The sequence below is a fragment of the Deinococcus frigens DSM 12807 genome, from assembly GCF_000701425.1.
GTDB classification, from domain to species: domain Bacteria; phylum Deinococcota; class Deinococci; order Deinococcales; family Deinococcaceae; genus Deinococcus; species Deinococcus frigens.
Window position 1 is genome coordinate 16647 of sequence record NZ_JNIW01000016.1, and the last position, 15198, is coordinate 31844.

Consider the following 15198-nt stretch of genomic DNA (forward strand, 5'->3'; position numbering starts at 1 on the left):
CCACCCTCCGGCCCACTGCTTGCCCCTCAGTTCACCTGCTCGCCCTGCGCCTGCCGGACCGCGTGCTGGGCGGCCCTGCGGACCTCGGCGGCCCCACCGCCCGCCAGGGTGTCCAGCACCTTGCGGTAGCGGTCCTCGATGTCGGCGCGGTCCGCCGAGTTCTCGATGTTCGCCAGCGCGTCCTCGCGGACCAGTTCGGCGTGATGGCGGATCACGGCGCGGCGTTCGGCGTCCCTGAGGCACGAGGCGGCGGTGCCGAACACTTCCAGCATCCTCACCATCACGCTGGGGCTGCCCTTGCCGTACTGCCGGATCATGGAAAACATGCTGTGGGTCAGGCCCACGAAATCGGTCACGGGGACCACCAGCCGCAGCACCTGCCCGTGGTGGTACACGCCGTCGGGCCAGCGGCGGTCCTGCAAACTGCACAGCGCGTCGCCGAAACGGTCCACCACGTCGATGGCCGTCACCGGGTCATTCACGCCGGGACTGAGCGCGCGGGCGGCCACCTCCGAGAGCTGGCGCACGCTGTATTCCAGGTCCTGGCCCACCGTGCGGCGGTCTCCCAGACTCAGGGCGTCCATCACGCCCTGCGGCAATCTGGGCACGCCCACCGCGATCACCGAGTTGGGAAATACGTAGTCGCCGGGCCGGACGTGCAGCAGCAGGGCCACGTCCGCCTCCCTGGCCTTTTTCAGCAACAGGTCGTTGTCGGTCAGTTGCAGGTAGCCGCCGCTGGGGGCGTGCAGGACCTCGCCGCCCGCCCAGAATTCCGGTGGCGGGGCCACGGCCAGGTCGCGGTCCGGGTCCTCTTTCAGGGTGGCCCGCATCAGCGAGTCGCGCATGTCGTCGCGCAGCAGGTTGGCCACATGGGTCATGTTGATCGAGCCGGTGATGTGCGCCAGGTAATACACCAGCATGGCGACACTGAATATGGCCAGCACCAGCGCAAAGGTGACGTTGTAGTGGGGCACAAAGGGCTGGTCCTGGCTGCCTGTCACTGCGCGCAGGGTGTACAGCGAGAAGGCGAAGGTGGAAATAAAGGTGCCCAGCGTGAACTGGTTGCCCCGGTCCCGCGTGAAGTTGTCCAGCAGGCGCGGCCCCATCGATCCCGCCGCATAGGAGAGGGCCGCGATGGTGATGGAGAAGACTGTGCCCGCCACCCCGATGGAGCTGCCCGCGATGGCCGAGAGCAGGCTGCGCGAACCGGTCTCGCCGCCGCCATATACGAAACGCAGCCCCTCGGGGACGCCGTAGCTTTCCTCGGCACTGATCCCGGCCTCGGCCAGCAGCAGCGCCAGGACGGTCATGACCGCCGGAATGAACCAGAATTCCTGGGTGATCTGGCGCAGGCGCAGCCAGGTGCGGTTCATGGCTGCCGGGCCTCCGGGTGTGGCAGCGTTTGCTGCGCCTCACGCCGGGCCTGCTGCCTCGATTGCGGGTTGTCCTCGCGGGCGGGCCAGCCCTCGCGCTGCTCCCTGCGGTTCCCGTCCGCCGTCTCGGTCTGATCGTGGTACAGCACCTGCTGGGTGGGAAAGGGCAGATCGAAGCCAGCGGCGGGCAGCGCATTCTTGATGGCCTCCAGCACGCTGTCCTGCGTTTCCACGGCCTCCTTGCGCACGGGCGGATCGATCCAGAAGCGGACCTCCAGATTCACCGAGAAGTCGCCCAGTTCCCTGACCAGCACGCTGGGGGCGGGGTCTTGCAGCAAGCCGTCCAGGCCCTTCAGTGTCTCCAGAATCAGCTTGCGGGCCGCCGCGATGTCGTCGCCGTAGCCGATGCCCACCGTGACGGCCAGGCGGCGGTGTTCGTAGGCGGTGTTCACGGTCACGCGGTTGGTGTACAGCTCGGAATTGGGAATGACCACCCGGCGGTTGTCGTAGGTCCGCAGCAGCGTGGCGCGCACCTGAATGTCCTCCACCACGCCCTCGTGATCGCCGGAGACAATCTGATCGCCAATGCGAAAGGGCCGCGTGACCAGAATCAAGATGCCCGCCAGCAGGTTCTGGAAGATGTCTTTGAAAGCAAAGCCAATCGCCACGCCGCTGACCCCCAGCGCCCCGAACAGCGAGGCGGCGGTCAGCGTCGGGAAGATCACGGTCAGCGCCGTCAGCACGCCCACCGCCAGCACCAGCCACGACACGGTGCGCGAGAACACCAGCGAGACGCCCCTGGGCTGCCCGGATCGCTCGGCCAGACCCGTCACGGCGTTGCGCGCCAGCCGGGCGATCAGCAAGAAGACCAGGAAGACCAGCAGGCCGATCAGGATGTTGGGAATGGTCACGATAAAGCCCTGGAGCAGGCTCTGCACCCGCATCCAGACGGCGCTCAGTTCAAGATTCATGCGGTTCCCAGGGTACTGCGGCGGGCGGTCAGTCGTGTGTCCCTTGCCCGCGCACGCCGCACCGGGATCATGATCCGCCGCGCTCTGGCTGGACCGCGCGGCTGATGGTGCCCTGCTCCGGCGTCTGCAACACGCTGATGCGCCCGCCGGATTCCAGCACCGCAAAGGCCACGCCGTCCACGCTGTTGACCCCGGCCTGCCGCAATTGCTCGTGCAAGATGGCGTCCGAGATGCGGGCGCGGCGCATCGCCTCACGGCGAATCTGCCCGCGCTCCACCAGCACCACCGGCCCATTGTCGAAGAATTCCCGCGCGCGTTTCGAGCGGGCGCTCACGGCAGACACGCTGGCCTGCACGCCCACCAGCACCAGCAGACTGAGGCTGCTTTCCACAATGCTTTTTCCCAGAATCGCGCTGGCAACCAGCGACCCGGCGGCCACGTTGGTCAGAAAGTCATACGAGGTAAAGGTGGCAAAGGTCCGTGACCCGAAAGTGCGTGCCAGCACGACGATGTACCCGAACAGCAGCGCCGTGCTGAGGATGATCCGCACCACCAGCCGCACGGACCAGCCGTTTTCCGGGGTCAGCAGATCGATGAAGACGTTCCAGAGAAGTTCCATACGGCAGTGTGGGGGCTAGGCGCGGCGGGGCCGTGTGCCGGGGGTAGAGGCGGACCTCACGAACGGCCAGGGCGTGGCCCGCGCCCCACACGCGGGTATGCTGGCACGATGACCGCGCCCGACTCCCTGCCCGATCCTGCGCCCGGCGCGCGGATGGCTCCCAATTTCATCACCGAGATCATCGAACGCGACCTGGCCAGCGGCAAGTATGCGGGCGTCGTGACCCGCTTTCCCCCTGAACCCAACGGCTACCTGCACCTGGGCCACACCTTCGCCTCGTTCCTGGACTTCCAGACCGCCGTGCAGTACGGGGGCCGCTATCACCTGCGCCTGGACGACACCAACCCCGAGGGCGAGTCCCAGGAATTCGCCGAGGGCATCATGGCCGACTTGCGCTGGATGGGCTGGGACTGGGGCGATGGGCTGTTCTACGCCTCCGATAATTTCGAACGGTATTACGGGTACGCCGAACAGTTGATCCGGCAGGGCGACGCCTATGTGGACAGCGTCAGCGGCGACGAGATGGCCCGCCTGCGTGGCGACGCCCACACCCCTGGCACGCCCAGCGAGTACCGGGAGCGCGGCGTGGACGAGAATCTGGACCTGTTCCGCCGCATGCGGGCCGGGGACTTTGCGGACGGCGCACACGTCCTGCGCGGCAGGATCGACCTGGGCAGCGCCAACATGAAGCTGCGCGATCCGGTGCTGTACCGCATCAAGCGTGCGTGGCACTACCGCGCCGGGGACGCGTGGTGCATCTACCCCATGTACGACTTCCAGCATCCCCTCCAGGACGCTATCGAGGGCGTGACCCACAGCATGTGCAGCCTGGAATTCGTGGACAACCGCGCCATCTACGACTGGCTGATGGAGCGCCTGGCCTTCGCCCCGCGCCCGCACCAGTACGAGTTCGGGCGGCGCAGCCTGGAATACACGATTGTGTCCAAACGCAAGCTGCGGCAACTGGTCGCGGGCGGCCATGTGACGGGCTGGGACGATCCCCGCATGCCCACCCTGCGCGCCCAGCAGCGGCTGGGGGTCACGCCAGAGGCTGTGCGCGCCTTTGCCAGTCAGATTGGGGTGAGCCGCACCAACCGCACCGTGGACATCGCCGTCTACGAGAACGCCGTGCGCGACGATCTGAACCACCGCGCCCCGCGCGTGATGGCCGTGCTGGACCCGGTGCGCGTGACGCTGGAAAATCTGGAGGAGGCACGGACCCTCCAGATTCCCTACTGGCCGCATGACGTGATCGAGGCGTCTTCCGATGGTCTGGTGGCCCTGCCGGGTGGCGAACGGGTTGCGCCGGAGCAGGCTGTGCGGGACGTACCCCTGACCCGCGAGCTGTTCATCGAGCGTGAGGATTTCAGCGCCGATCCGCCCAGAGGCTACAAGCGCCTGACCCCCGGCGGCACGGTGCGCCTGCGCGGGGCGGGCATCATCCGGGCCGATGACTTTGAAACCGACGATTCCGGCAACGTCACTCACGTCCACGCCACGCTGCTCGAAGACGGCGCGCGCGCGGGCGGCGTGATCCACTGGGCCAGCGCCGCGCACGCCATCCCCGCCGAGTTCCGGCTGTATGACCGCCTGTTCCGCGTCGCCAACCCGGAAGGCCAGAACCCCGACGACATCGCCCCGGAATTTGACCCCGAACAGCCCGGCCACGCCGAGTTATCCGAAGACAGCGGGCCGCTGGACACTGGCTTTCTGCGTTACCTGAACCCCGGCAGCCTGCGCGTCACACGTGGGTTTGTGGAAGGCAGCGTTGCGAACGATCCGCCGGACACCCGTTACCAGTTTGAACGGCAGGGCTACTTCTGGCGCGATCCGGTGGACAGCCGGGGGGACGCCCCCGTGTATGGGCGGATCATCACCCTGAAAGACGCCTGGGCGCAGACGCAGAAGGCTGAAAGCGGCAAACCGAAAGGGGAGGGCAAGAAGCAGAAAGCCGAAACAACGCCCGTTGCAGTCAGCGGCGCGCAGCCCGTCCTCACGCCCGGACAGGAGGCGGAAGTCACGCGTCTGACGGATCTGGGGGCCTCCGAGGGCGACGCGCGGACGGTTGCGCGGGATGAAACGCTACTGACGTTCCTGGCCGACGCCGCGCCGGGCGACACCTTCGCTCAGGTGGCGTCGTGGACCGTCAACGATCTGGCCACATTGCTGCGCGCCGGGGAGGTCAAGGTGCGGGCCGCCGATCTCGCGCCGCTGGCTGGGCTGCTGGCCTTCGGCAAGGTCACTTCACGCGTGGCCCGCGACGCCCTGGCCCGCGCCGCCGCGTCCGGCGAGGCTCCCGCCGCCCTGATCGAGCGCGAGGGCCTGAACTCCGGACTGGATGAGGCTGAACTGGGGCGAATCGTGGCCGAGGTGCTGGAAAAGCACCCCGCCGAGGTTGAGGCGTACCAGAGCGGCAAGACCGCGCTGCTGGGCTTTTTTACCGGTCAGATCATGCGCGCCACGAAGGGCAAAGCCGAGCCGGGACGGGTATCGGGCGTCCTGAAAGCGGCGCTGGACGCGGACTGATACGGATTCCGGTTGTTCTCCTGCTCGCTGTCCTGTCCAGAGCAGCGCCCATGAGAACGCCTGGACGCCCGCTCGGATGTCCAGGTGGTTCCGATACCTTGTCAATCGCAATTCGTATGAGCGAGCAAGACCCGAGGGGCGGTGGTTGATCGCCCCGGCCCTCAAGTCTTTCTCGCTCCTGCCAACGGCGCTCCTGCCAGCCGCCGCTTCCCTAAAGCATCTGTCCCAACTACCGCACCAGAAAAAGACAATGAAAGCCTGCATTTTTCCCAATGCTCGCCCTCGCCTAAAGCTTGAGCCAGGGTAGATTTCTCCGCCCCCGACGCTGCTGCTCGGGGGCCAGCTAAGGATATGGCACGCGAGGGAGATTTCTTGGGTCCAAGCTCCAACTTCCAGGACTGTACAAACCTACCAAAACCAGGTGTTCACAGGTGGGCGCTGAGGGCGTCACGTCTGTTCAGATCAACACGCAGGCGCAATGGGGCCTGCGTGTCGTCCTGGCCGTGATCGCCCACGATTTTACCAAGCCCTAGCGCATTTGTTAAAAGAGTTGTTGACTTTTCACCGAACAAAGTGAGTGGATTTTGTTGATCATTTAAGCGAACGGAAGTATCGGGAAGGGAGACTCCCGATGCTTCCATTTGGACAAATGCTCTGAACGGGGTTGTTCAACCCGAGTGCTTCAGGCGGCTTTGTTCTTCTGCGCGCCCTGCGCGGCGTCCACCAGCGCCTTGAACGACTCGGGTTCACGGGCGGCGATATCGGCCAGCACCTTGCGGTTCAGGTCGATCCCGGCCAGACGCAGGCCACCGATAAAGGTGGAGTAGTTCATGCCGTGCAGGCGTGCGCCCGCGTTGATGCGCTGAATCCACAACCGGCGGAAATCGCGCTTCTTGTTGCGGCGGTCCCGGTACTCGTAGGTCGCGGCATTCAGCAGGGTCTGGAAGGCGTTGCGGTACTGGCGGCTGCGTGAACCCCAGAACCCCTTGGCGCGCTTGAGCACCTTCTTGTGGCGGCGGCGGCGGACGATGCCGGTCTTAACGCGCGGCATTACTTGCCTCCCTTATAGGGCAGCATCTTCTTCATGCGCGCCCACTCACTGTTAGCCAGCACGAAGCCCTTGCCCTTGCCGCGAATCTCGTTGCCGCTCTTGCCAGTGTTCTGGTGGCGCTTGCCGCTCTTGAACGCCATCACCTTGCCGGTGCCAGTGATCTTGATCCGGCGCACGGCGCTCTTGAGTGTCTTCATCTTGGGCATGGTTGGCCCTCCTGTTTAGTCCGCTCACATCGGCATTGCCGCGTTTACGTCTGGGGTTCGGGCCGCTCAGGCTTCATTGCTACACCTGCGCCGTTGGTCTGCCCTGCCCCACTTGACCAAGAGAAGACTATACGCGAGGCGGGGAGGGTGGGGCAAGAGGCGCGCAACATTGGATGGTTCCCGATGTCTCGCGTTTGCTCTCACGTTCCACCCCTCCGGCGCTCTGCGCCACCTTTCCTCAGCGAGCAGGCCAGGGGATTGCTGCATTACACGATCTATCGCGCTTCTCGGATCCCCTCAAGCCGACTGAGGGGTTTTCGTGGGAGCGTTCCATTCACCTCAAACGCTTTTCCAGACAACGAAAACACAAACCTCGGTCATCCTTGGGCCTGATTGCGCGTCACAATGCCCTATGGAACTGCTCTCCGGCCTGCTGTCCTCGCTGGGCCTGTCGGGTGCGGCAGGTCTGAATGCCTACGTGCCGCTGCTGGTGGTGGGGCTGCTGTCGCGCGCCGGGGTCATGAACCTGAATGAGCCGTTCAGCTTGCTGGGCCATCCCTGGGTGCTGCTGGCGGTGGGCATCATTGGCCTGCTGGATTTCGTGGGCGACAAGATTCCGGGCATAGATCGGGCATAGATACTGTGCTGCATCTGGTGGGCGGGATCGTCAACACAGCGGCGGGCGCGGTCCTGTTTGCCGCGCAGGCGGGGGTGGCCGACATTCCCCCCGCCCTGAGCCTGGCGCTGGGCGTGATCGTGGCGGGCGGGGTGCATGCCACCCGCACGGCGGTTCGCCCCGTCGCCACCGCCACCACGGGCGGCCTGGGCAATCCGCTGGTCAGCACGCTGGAGGACAGCACCAGCCTGCTGATGTCACTGCTGGCTGTCTTCGTGCCGGTTCTGGCGGTCATTTTGCTGGCCGCCGTGTTCCTGGTCGGCTACCGCCTATGGACCCGGTTGCGGGGCCGACGCCGGGCGCTGTAGCGGGATCAACTTGAGGGAGAGGTCAGCGGGGGCCTGTCCTGCTTGCTTATCTATGGGCAGAGTTATGACCTACTGCGGCCCGATTTTCCCTCGCGCGTGGCCGTGACCGTGAATCCGGCTCGCTCGTACACCCGTCTGGCCCGCCTATTGCGCTGGTTGACCACCAAAATCATGCGCCGGGTCTGTGGCAGATGCCGACTCACGAAGTCCGGGACGAGTTGCATGGCGCGTGTGCCGAGGCCACGTTCCTGAACGCGCTCATCAGAATCAGGGAAGTGAGGGCCACTGCGTCCGGGTCAGGTTGAAGCAAATATCTATCGCGGTCCAGTCCAGTGGACCGGGCGAACAGGCCCACCGCCGCGCCGTCTGCCGTGATGACCACGGGCAGAAGTTGAGGGTCGCCGCGCGCACGCTCCAGCCAGGTGGCGGGCCGGGCGGTGAAAGGTTGCTGCTCCTCCGGCAGCTTCAGCGCGAGCAGGGCGTTGAGGTGATGACCGGCCAGCGGTTCCAGACGCAACAGGCCCGGCGGTATGACCGGGCGACGCCGCTCAGCCGTCTGTCAGCACTTTTCGCGCCGACTCTCCAGAATTGCTTAAACGACTAACAGTTTCTAGTCCAATATCTGCAATATGTTTATCTAAATCTAGCCAAATATCCCTAAACCTTTTGACATTTCTCACCATCGCCCCTAAGCTCTGGCTATGCAGGGATGCGAACGCTGCAAATTGCACAGGCAAAAGGAGACGCCATGAAACTGATCACGGCAGTCGTCAGGCCCGAACGGGTTCAGCAGGTCAAGGAAGCGTTGTTTCAGGCGGGGATCAGCGGTATCACGCTCTCGCGGGTTAGTGGACACGGCGGCGAGCAGGAAATCGTCGAGCAGTACCGGGGCACGCGCGTGATGATCGAGTTCCGCGACAAGGTAGAAATCCGTATGGCCGTCAGCGAACCCTTCGAGCAGGCCGCCATCGACGCCATCTGCAAGGGCGCGCGCACCGGCGAGGTGGGCGACGGCAAGATTTTCGTGCAACCGCTGGAACGGGTGGTCCGCATCCGCACTGGCGAGGAAGGCAATTCGGCCCTGACGCCCGTGACCGAAAAGACGCTGGCCCCCGCATGACCGGGACCCTGACAAGGAGCGTGAACGCTATGACACTGAAGGCCACTTTCAAACCGGCCCTGCCCCTGATCGTTGCACTGGGCGGCGCGGCGCTGGCGCAGGACGCCACGCCCACGCTGGACACCGGCGACACTGCCTGGATGCTGGCCTCGGCGGCGCTGGTGCTGCTGATGACGCCGGGCCTGGCCCTGTTCTACGGCGGCCTGACCCGCGCCCAGAGCGTGCTGAACACCATGATGATGAGTGTGGTCTCGATTGGCCTGGTGGGCGTGCTGTGGATGCTGGCCGGGTACAGCATCGCCTTTTCCGAGGGTGGCAACGGTTTTGTCGGCTCGCTGGCAAACCTCGGCCTGAACGGGCTGGCGGATCAACTGACCGGCACCATTCCCACCTACGTCTTCGCGGCGTTCCAGGCCATGTTCGCCATCATCGCGCTGGCGCTGATCTCGGGGGCCGTCGTGGAGCGCATGCGCTTCGGGGCCTTCATCCTGTTCGGCGCATTGTGGACGCTGCTGATTTACTCGCCGCTGGCCCACTGGGTCTGGAGCGCGGACGGCTGGCTGGCCAAGGCGGGCGCGCTGGATTTCGCGGGCGGTACCGTCATCCATATCTCGGCGGGGATCAGCGCGCTGGTGGCCGCCTTCGTGCTGGGGCCGCGCATCGGCTTTCCGCGCAACGCCCATGTGCCGCACAACGTGCCGCTGGTGCTGCTGGGTGCGGGGCTGCTGTGGTTCGGCTGGATGGGCTTCAACGCGGGCAGCGCGCTGTCTGCCGGACAGACCGCCGGACTGGCCTTTATCACCACGCTGATCGCTCCCGCCGCCGCCATGCTGACCTGGCTGGGCTTTGAATCGGCGCGGGGTGGCAAGCCCACCGCCGTCGGCGCGGCCACCGGCCTGGTGGTCGGTCTGGTGGCCATCACCCCCGCCTGCGCCTTCGTCAGCCCCTGGGCCGCCGTCGTGGTGGGCGTGGTGGGCGCGGCAGCCAGCTACGGGGCAGTGCAGCTCAAGCACCGCATGGGCGCAGACGACACGCTGGACGTATTCGCGTGCCACGGCGTCGCCGGAATCGCGGGCGCGCTGCTGACCGGGGCGCTGGCCTGGACCACCGCGCAGGGCAAGCCGGTGGGCGAGCAGGTGCTGGTGCAGCTCCTGAGCGTGGGGGCCTCGCTGGTCTGGGCCGGGGTGGGGTCGTTCATCCTGCTCAAGCTGGTCAGCGTGGTCACGCCGCTGCGCGTCTCGGCCAATCACGAGGTCAGCGGCATCGATATCAGCTCCCACAGCGAGCAGGGCTACGCCGACAGCGAGACGGGCCTGGGCGCACCGGTCTTTGTGGGCGGCGATTGATCCTCACCTCCATCTCTTAACCCTGAACCTCCACGTCCAGCCAGCCCCGACCGCATCCCCGGTGGCTGGCTGTTTTCACGCCTTGTGCCGGGGGGAAGGCCGCAGTGGTAGGTCTCCTCTTCCAGAATGGTCAATGTCCACCTCAGGGACGCATGCCCCCACAGGCATTTGTAAAGGCTGTGTTACGATGTCGGCTGAGTCTGACGCAACTATTACAAACGGGTCGGGCCGCCGCAATTCTCGCAGTTCACCCCAGAGACCTCATCCCCCAAAGGATGGGGCTTTTGAAGCGGCTGAAACCCGTGAGGATTGCCGGAATGCAGGAAAAGGAGGAGTGGAGTTTTGGACGTCTCAAGTAAGGTCTTGAACGAACTGGCGCAGCGGGAAGCCGCGCTGGACGCGCAGATCCAAGCGGCGCGCGAGGAAGCCAAACAGGTGGTGGCCGCTGCCGAGGCCCAGGCCGCCGGGATCATGCGCGACGCCGAAGCGCTGGCCAAGCAGATGTCGGCGGAGCATGAGCAGAAACTGTCGGCGGAAGTCGGCCAGATTCGCGACGCGGCAGGCGCGGACGCCCGCACCCAGGCGCAGTCCACCCGTGACCGCGCCGAGGGCAAGCTGGGCCACGCCGTCGAAACGATTATGCGGGCGGTCCTGCCGTGATCAACCCGATGCAGCAGGTGGTGGTGGCGGGCCGTCAGAGCGACAGCCGCGCGATCATGCAGGCCCTTCAAACCGCAGGCGTGCTGCACATCGTTCCGCTGGAAGCGCAGGGCTTTCAGAGCGGCCCCCTGGCGGGCGCGGCAGCCGACCAGCGCCGCGACGCCGAACGCCTGCTGGCCCGTAGCGAAAGCACGCTGGGCGAGCTGGAAGCCCTGCGGCCCGAGCGCGCCGCCGCCCTGCCCGACGAGGGCCAGTGGTCCGCGCTGGTGGAAGCCGCCGCAAAGCCCGCCTCCGCTCTCATGGAGCGCGAGACCGAACTGCGAACGGAGCTGGACACCGCGCGCACCTACGGCGACACCATTGCGGCGCTGTCGCGTGCGGCGGGAACACTGGACCGCAGCTCCCGCATTACGCTGATTCCGCTGACCGTGGAAAAGTCGGAGGAGCTGGCGGCGGCGCAGGAGGCACTCAAGGGTGAACTGGGAGACCGTTTCGCCATCGGTGCCGAGCGCATCGGTCAGCAGAGTACGGCTGTGGTGGTGGCCGTGCTGCGTGCCGACCGGGACCGCGCCCGTGCCGCGCTGGGTAAGGCCCGACTGGGCGAACTGAGGTTGCCGGGCCGCTTCGAGCGGCTGCCGCTGTCCGAAGTCGCCACGGCCTTCAGCGCCATTCTCAAGAACAATCCGCAGGAACTGGAGCGGGTGCGCGCCGAGAAAAGCACGCTGGCCTCGCAGCACGCGGCCACGCTGTTTCCCATCCGGGACGCACTGGCTGACCGGGTGGGCATCGACGACGCCCGCGCGCAGACCGCCCGTGGCAAGTACGGCTTCGTGTTGCAGGGCTTTGTGCCCACAGACCGGGTGCCTGCTCTTCAGGGCGCGCTGGAGCCGTACAAGGCCAGCGCCCTGATGGAACTGCACCCCGTCGATGAACACGGCGACTCCGGGGCGGTTCCGGTGCAGCTCAAGAACGGCGGCTATACCGAGAACTTCGAATTCATGCTGAACATCAGCGATCCGCCCAAATACGGCACCTTCGATCCGTCGTGGGTGGTGGCGTGGTTCTTCCCGCTGTTCTTCGGCTTCATCGTCGCGGACATCGGCTTCGGCCTGCTGTATCTGGCGGTGGCGCTGTGGGGTCTGGCGCGGGCCGCACGCGGCGTCAGCCTGCCGGTGGGCCTGCTGGGCATCACCCTCGATCCGGCCACCCTCAAGCGGGTGGGCGTCGTTCTCCGCACGATGGGCCTGTGGAGCATCCTGTGGGGCGTGTTGACCGGCGAGTTCTTCGGCAACGTGTTCGAGAAACTGCACGTCTTCTTCTACAATCCCGAACTGATCCGTAACCTGTGGGGCGTGCAGCTCAGCCCCTCCACGCTGAACACGATTGTCGAGGAGGGCCACAATAAGGGCCTGTTCCCGATCCTGTTCCCGCGTGTACTGTCGGACTTCTCCAATACCATCATGCTGATCTGCATCGCGGTGGGCGTGATCTTCGTGCTGTGGTCCTGGGCCTTGAAGGCGCAACTGACCTGGAAGCACAAGCACATGCACCACTTCTGGGAAGCGGTGGGCATGCTGGGCGGTCTGGTCGGTCTGATCATGGTGGCCTATGTCAGCCGTGCCGGGCAGGATTTCGGCGCGCTGAGCAACTTCGGCAATCCGCTGGTGCTGGTCATGCTGGCCGGCTTCGTGATCTTCGTGATCGGACTGATCGTCAGCAAGACCCCGCTGATGCTGATCGAGGTGCTGTCCAACGGCGGCAACATCATCAGCTTTACCCGTCTGTTCGCGGTGGGCGTCGCTGCCGCCATTCTCGCCAACCTCGCCACCGACGTGGGCTGGAGCCTGGGCAAAGTGCTGCCGATCATCGGGCCGCTGCTGGGGATCATCCTGGGCGTCATCGTGCATACCTTCCTGTTCGTCCTGACCATCCTGGGTCACATCATGCAGCCCATTCGACTGGTCTGGGTGGAATATCTGAACCCCACCGGCTTCTATCAGGAAACCGGCACCCGTTACGCTCCTTTTGCCCCCGTGGCACGGAAATAAACCCCTCATCTCAAGTCTGTCGCAAGACCTATTTTCCCGGAGGAAACACATGAAGAACACCGCAATCCAGAAAGCCGCTAAATACGCCCCCGCCCTGACTGTTATGACCTTCGCCGGTTCCGCCTTCGCGCAGGAAGTCGCCGCAACGGGCGCAGACGCCAACGCGGCGGGACTCAAGGCCATCGGCGCGGGCCTGGCCCTGGGCCTGGGAGCCGTCGGCACCGGTCTGGCGCAGGGACCCATCGGCGCTGCCGCCGCAGGCGTGGTGGCCGAGCGCCCCGAGAAGTTCGGTCAGATGGCGATCTGGTTCTTTATCCCCGAAACGCTCGTCATCTTCGGCTTCGTCGGCTTCTTCCTGCTGCGCGGGTAAGCGATGAGCCTCGGTGACATCCTAGAGCAGGAAATCCAGGGCGAGATCACCCAGATTCGCTCTGGCGCGCAGGAAAAGGCCGCGCAGATCGTCTCTGCCGCCCAGGAACGCGCCCAGGGCATGATCGAGGGCAGAAAGCGCGCCCTGGACAGCGACTACGCCGCCGGACTGACCCGCGCCCGCAGCGCCGCCGATCTGGACAGCAATGCCCAGCGGCTGGCGGCCTCGGACACCTTGCAGGTCAAGGCCTTTCAGACCGCCCAGCAGTTCATCACCAGCATGGTCAGCGCGCCGGAATACCCGCAGGTGCTGACCAAGCTGATCGAGGAGGGCCTCAGTGCCCTGCCGACGGCGGAAGTCGTCGAAACCTCTGCGGCAGAGGAAGGCGCGGTGCGTCAGGCGCTGTCCGGGCTGGGCCGCAGTATGGACGTGCGCGTGAACGACACGGTGAAGACCGGCGTGCGCCTGCTGGGTTCCGGCGGCAAGACCAGCGTGCAGAACACCCTGCTGGGCCGTCTGGAAGCCGCGCGCCCCACCCTGAGCGCCGAAGTCTCACACATGCTGGCCGAGTCCCAAGGGGGCTGAACATGAACAACCCCTACGGGTATATCAACGGGCGCGTGCGCATGATGCGCGTGGCCCTGGTGGACGCCCGCGCGATGGACGACGTGACGAACACGTTGAACTACCAGGAATTCCTGCGTCAGATCAGCGAGACGCCGCTGCGCGAGGACCTGGGCGAGGCCACCGCGCAGGGGGCGGGTCTGGGGCAGCTCGACGAGGCCCTGAGCCGCAACTACCTCAAAGCAATCTCGCATCTGCGCTCGATTGCCACCGGGCAACCCGCCCGCGAGATCGAGGCGTTGCTGCTGCGCTATGACCTCCAGAATGTTAAGACCCTGGTGCGCGGCGTGCAGACCGGCAGATCGGCAGACGACATCGTGGCGGGCCTGATCCCGGCGGGAACACTGCCGTGGTCTGCCCTCCAGGGCGCGGCCCAGAGTGCCGACGTCGCCAGCCTCGCCCAGACCCTGAGCGTGGCGGGCGGCAAGATCGGCCAGATTCTGCGCGCCGCCGTCAGTGGCGGGGCCAACAGCCTGCTCGATTTAGAGGTTGCGCTGGATCAGGGGTATTACCGCGCCGTGCTTTCGGGCGTGCGCGGCACCAATGTCCGCCGTTACTTCACGCGCGAGATCGACGTTCGCAACCTGCTGATCGCCCGCCAGTTGCGCGGCGCGGCCCCCAACGTCCGCTATTTCATCCCCGGCGGACGCGACGTGTCCGAGGCCGACTTCCTGCGCATCGCGGGCGGCGACAACAGCGTCTCGGCCCCCGATCTGGGCGCGGTGCTGGAAGCCCCCGATCTGGGCAGCTCCGAGGCGATTGCCCGGCGGCTCTTGGATGAAGCCAGCCGCAACGTGGCCATGGCCGACGCGCTGGGGCCGGGCGTGGCGCTGGATTACCTGCGCCGCAAGGAACAGGAAATCGCCCGCATGCGTCTGATTGGCCGCGCCAAGTTCTACGGCCTGTCCAAGGACGAGCTGCAAAGGGAGCTGGAAGGTGCGTAAAGTCGTCGTTCTGACCGATCACGAGACCGCCACCGGCTTCCGCCTGGCTGGAGCCGAGGTGGTGGACACCACGCCGGAAAATGCTCAGGCCGAGCTGGAACGCCTGATCACCGAGGGCGATTACGGCCTGGTAGCCATTGACACCAGCCTGATCGCCGATCCGGCGACATCCACCGCCCGCGTCATGCGGGGCCGTGACCTGCCCATCCTGCTGCCCATTCCCAGCCTGAAAGACGCCTTCTCGCCCGAAACCGTGGACGCCAAGGCGTACATGGGCAAACTGGTGCGGGAAACGATTGGCTTCGATATCAAACTGTAAGTGGGTTGATGGTAAACGGTTGATGGTTGATGGTAAA

General features: G+C 65.7%; 18 protein-coding genes. 11 read left to right on the top strand and 7 right to left on the bottom strand.

The features are described from left to right. Window positions 1-26 precede the first annotated feature (26 nt). The 3 genes from Q322_RS0107960 to Q322_RS0107970 all read right to left on the bottom strand — a co-directional run bounded on the left by Q322_RS0107960 (window position 27) and on the right by Q322_RS0107970 (window position 2963). Window positions 27-1373: a DUF2254 domain-containing protein gene (locus tag Q322_RS0107960; RefSeq protein WP_084147875.1), complete on the bottom strand. Its 1347-nt coding sequence runs from the start codon at window positions 1371-1373 to the stop codon at window positions 27-29. Next, entirely contained in the window at window positions 1370-2344 is a 975-nt protein-coding gene (locus Q322_RS0107965) for a mechanosensitive ion channel family protein (RefSeq protein WP_029477351.1), read from the bottom strand. Before Q322_RS0107965 ends, Q322_RS0107960 begins: the two co-directional genes overlap by 4 nt. 67 nt (window positions 2345-2411) lie before the next feature. Beyond that, window positions 2412-2963, bottom strand: coding sequence for a DUF421 domain-containing protein (locus tag Q322_RS0107970; RefSeq protein WP_051668358.1), 552 nt, complete (start codon window positions 2961-2963; stop codon window positions 2412-2414). Window positions 2964-3071: 108 nt separating this feature from the next. On the opposite strand from Q322_RS0107970, the gene Q322_RS0107975 reads away from it, so the two are divergent. Continuing rightward, the gene (locus Q322_RS0107975; protein ID WP_029477353.1) at window positions 3072-5489 is read left to right on the top strand and encodes a glutamine--tRNA ligase/YqeY domain fusion protein; all 2418 of its coding nucleotides are present in this window, start codon (window positions 3072-3074) and stop codon (window positions 5487-5489) included. 682 nt (window positions 5490-6171) lie between these two features. Here Q322_RS0107975 and rplT read toward each other — a convergent pair. Both rplT and rpmI read right to left on the bottom strand, forming a co-directional pair. Beyond that, on the bottom strand, window positions 6172-6540 hold the full coding sequence (gene rplT, locus Q322_RS0107985; RefSeq protein WP_029477354.1) for a 50S ribosomal protein L20: 369 nt from the start codon (window positions 6538-6540) through the stop codon (window positions 6172-6174). Next, window positions 6540-6746 carry a 50S ribosomal protein L35 gene (gene rpmI, locus Q322_RS0107990; protein ID WP_029477355.1) on the bottom strand — a complete coding sequence of 69 codons (207 nt, stop codon included), beginning with the start codon at window positions 6744-6746 and terminating at the stop codon, window positions 6540-6542. The genes rplT and rpmI overlap by 1 nt, the downstream gene beginning before the upstream one ends. A 412-nt stretch (window positions 6747-7158) precedes the next feature. Between rpmI and Q322_RS24900 the strand changes: the two genes are divergently transcribed. Continuing rightward, on the top strand, window positions 7159-7383 hold the full coding sequence (locus tag Q322_RS24900; protein WP_342667661.1) for a DUF4126 domain-containing protein: 225 nt from the start codon (window positions 7159-7161) through the stop codon (window positions 7381-7383). Between the two features lie 5 nt (window positions 7384-7388). Continuing rightward, window positions 7389-7730: a DUF4126 domain-containing protein gene (locus Q322_RS24905; RefSeq protein WP_342667662.1), complete on the top strand. Its 342-nt coding sequence runs from the start codon at window positions 7389-7391 to the stop codon at window positions 7728-7730. A 62-nt stretch (window positions 7731-7792) separates the two neighbouring features. Here Q322_RS24905 and Q322_RS24975 read toward each other — a convergent pair whose 3' ends face one another. Both Q322_RS24975 and Q322_RS0108000 read right to left on the bottom strand, forming a co-directional pair. Next, complete coding sequence (locus tag Q322_RS24975; protein ID WP_156952948.1) at window positions 7793-7954, bottom strand: GNAT family N-acetyltransferase; 162 nt, start codon at window positions 7952-7954, stop codon at window positions 7793-7795. After that, window positions 7930-8247: a hypothetical protein gene (locus tag Q322_RS0108000; protein ID WP_029477357.1), complete on the bottom strand. Its 318-nt coding sequence runs from the start codon at window positions 8245-8247 to the stop codon at window positions 7930-7932. The genes Q322_RS24975 and Q322_RS0108000 overlap by 25 nt, the downstream gene beginning before the upstream one ends. A 231-nt stretch (window positions 8248-8478) precedes the next feature. On the opposite strand from Q322_RS0108000, the gene Q322_RS0108005 reads away from it, so the two are divergent. From Q322_RS0108005 to Q322_RS0108040, 8 genes are all read left to right on the top strand, one after another. After that, a complete protein-coding gene (locus Q322_RS0108005) occupies window positions 8479-8850 on the top strand; it encodes a P-II family nitrogen regulator (protein WP_029477358.1) in 372 nt (123 codons plus the stop codon). A 29-nt stretch (window positions 8851-8879) separates the two neighbouring features. Further along, window positions 8880-10196, top strand: a complete 1317-nt coding sequence (locus Q322_RS0108010) for an ammonium transporter (RefSeq protein ID WP_029477360.1) — start codon at window positions 8880-8882, stop codon at window positions 10194-10196. Between the two features lie 342 nt (window positions 10197-10538). Then, window positions 10539-10856 carry a V-type ATPase subunit subunit G family protein gene (locus Q322_RS0108015; protein WP_029477361.1) on the top strand — a complete coding sequence of 106 codons (318 nt, stop codon included), beginning with the start codon at window positions 10539-10541 and terminating at the stop codon, window positions 10854-10856. After that, complete coding sequence (locus Q322_RS0108020) at window positions 10853-12904, top strand: V-type ATP synthase subunit I (RefSeq protein WP_029477362.1); 2052 nt, start codon at window positions 10853-10855, stop codon at window positions 12902-12904. Before Q322_RS0108015 ends, Q322_RS0108020 begins: the two co-directional genes overlap by 4 nt. A 49-nt stretch (window positions 12905-12953) precedes the next feature. Then, window positions 12954-13274 carry a V-type ATP synthase subunit K gene (locus Q322_RS0108025; RefSeq protein ID WP_156952949.1) on the top strand — a complete coding sequence of 107 codons (321 nt, stop codon included), beginning with the start codon at window positions 12954-12956 and terminating at the stop codon, window positions 13272-13274. 3 nt (window positions 13275-13277) lie between these two features. Beyond that, the gene (locus Q322_RS0108030) at window positions 13278-13859 is read left to right on the top strand and encodes a V-type ATP synthase subunit E (RefSeq protein ID WP_029477365.1); all 582 of its coding nucleotides are present in this window, start codon (window positions 13278-13280) and stop codon (window positions 13857-13859) included. A 2-nt stretch (window positions 13860-13861) separates the two neighbouring features. Next, entirely contained in the window at window positions 13862-14842 is a 981-nt protein-coding gene (locus Q322_RS0108035) for a V-type ATPase subunit (protein WP_029477366.1), read from the top strand. Further along, on the top strand, window positions 14835-15161 hold the full coding sequence (locus Q322_RS0108040; RefSeq protein WP_029477367.1) for a V-type ATP synthase subunit F: 327 nt from the start codon (window positions 14835-14837) through the stop codon (window positions 15159-15161). Before Q322_RS0108035 ends, Q322_RS0108040 begins: the two co-directional genes overlap by 8 nt. Window positions 15162-15198: the final 37 nt, after the last annotated feature.

Excerpts from the sequence above, each read along its gene's own strand:
- Q322_RS0107970 (WP_051668358.1), bottom strand. The coding sequence starts at position 2,963 with ATGGAACTTCTCTGGAACGTCTTCATCGATCTGCTGACCCCGGAAAAC.
- Q322_RS24975 (WP_156952948.1), bottom strand. The coding sequence starts at position 7,954 with ATGCAACTCGTCCCGGACTTCGTGAGTCGGCATCTGCCACAGACCCGG.
- Q322_RS0107960 (WP_084147875.1), bottom strand. The coding sequence starts at position 1,373 with ATGAACCGCACCTGGCTGCGCCTGCGCCAGATCACCCAGGAATTCTGG.
- Q322_RS24900 (WP_342667661.1), top strand. The coding sequence starts at position 7,159 with ATGGAACTGCTCTCCGGCCTGCTGTCCTCGCTGGGCCTGTCGGGTGCG.
- Q322_RS0108010 (WP_029477360.1), top strand. The coding sequence starts at position 8,880 with ATGACACTGAAGGCCACTTTCAAACCGGCCCTGCCCCTGATCGTTGCA.
- rpmI (WP_029477355.1), bottom strand. The coding sequence starts at position 6,746 with ATGCCCAAGATGAAGACACTCAAGAGCGCCGTGCGCCGGATCAAGATC.
- Q322_RS0107965 (WP_029477351.1), bottom strand. The coding sequence starts at position 2,344 with ATGAATCTTGAACTGAGCGCCGTCTGGATGCGGGTGCAGAGCCTGCTC.
- Q322_RS0108035 (WP_029477366.1), top strand. The coding sequence starts at position 13,862 with ATGAACAACCCCTACGGGTATATCAACGGGCGCGTGCGCATGATGCGC.
- Q322_RS0108005 (WP_029477358.1), top strand. The coding sequence starts at position 8,479 with ATGAAACTGATCACGGCAGTCGTCAGGCCCGAACGGGTTCAGCAGGTC.
- Q322_RS0108030 (WP_029477365.1), top strand. The coding sequence starts at position 13,278 with ATGAGCCTCGGTGACATCCTAGAGCAGGAAATCCAGGGCGAGATCACC.
- Q322_RS0108025 (WP_156952949.1), top strand. The coding sequence starts at position 12,954 with ATGAAGAACACCGCAATCCAGAAAGCCGCTAAATACGCCCCCGCCCTG.
- Q322_RS0107975 (WP_029477353.1), top strand. The coding sequence starts at position 3,072 with ATGACCGCGCCCGACTCCCTGCCCGATCCTGCGCCCGGCGCGCGGATG.
- rplT (WP_029477354.1), bottom strand. The coding sequence starts at position 6,540 with ATGCCGCGCGTTAAGACCGGCATCGTCCGCCGCCGCCGCCACAAGAAG.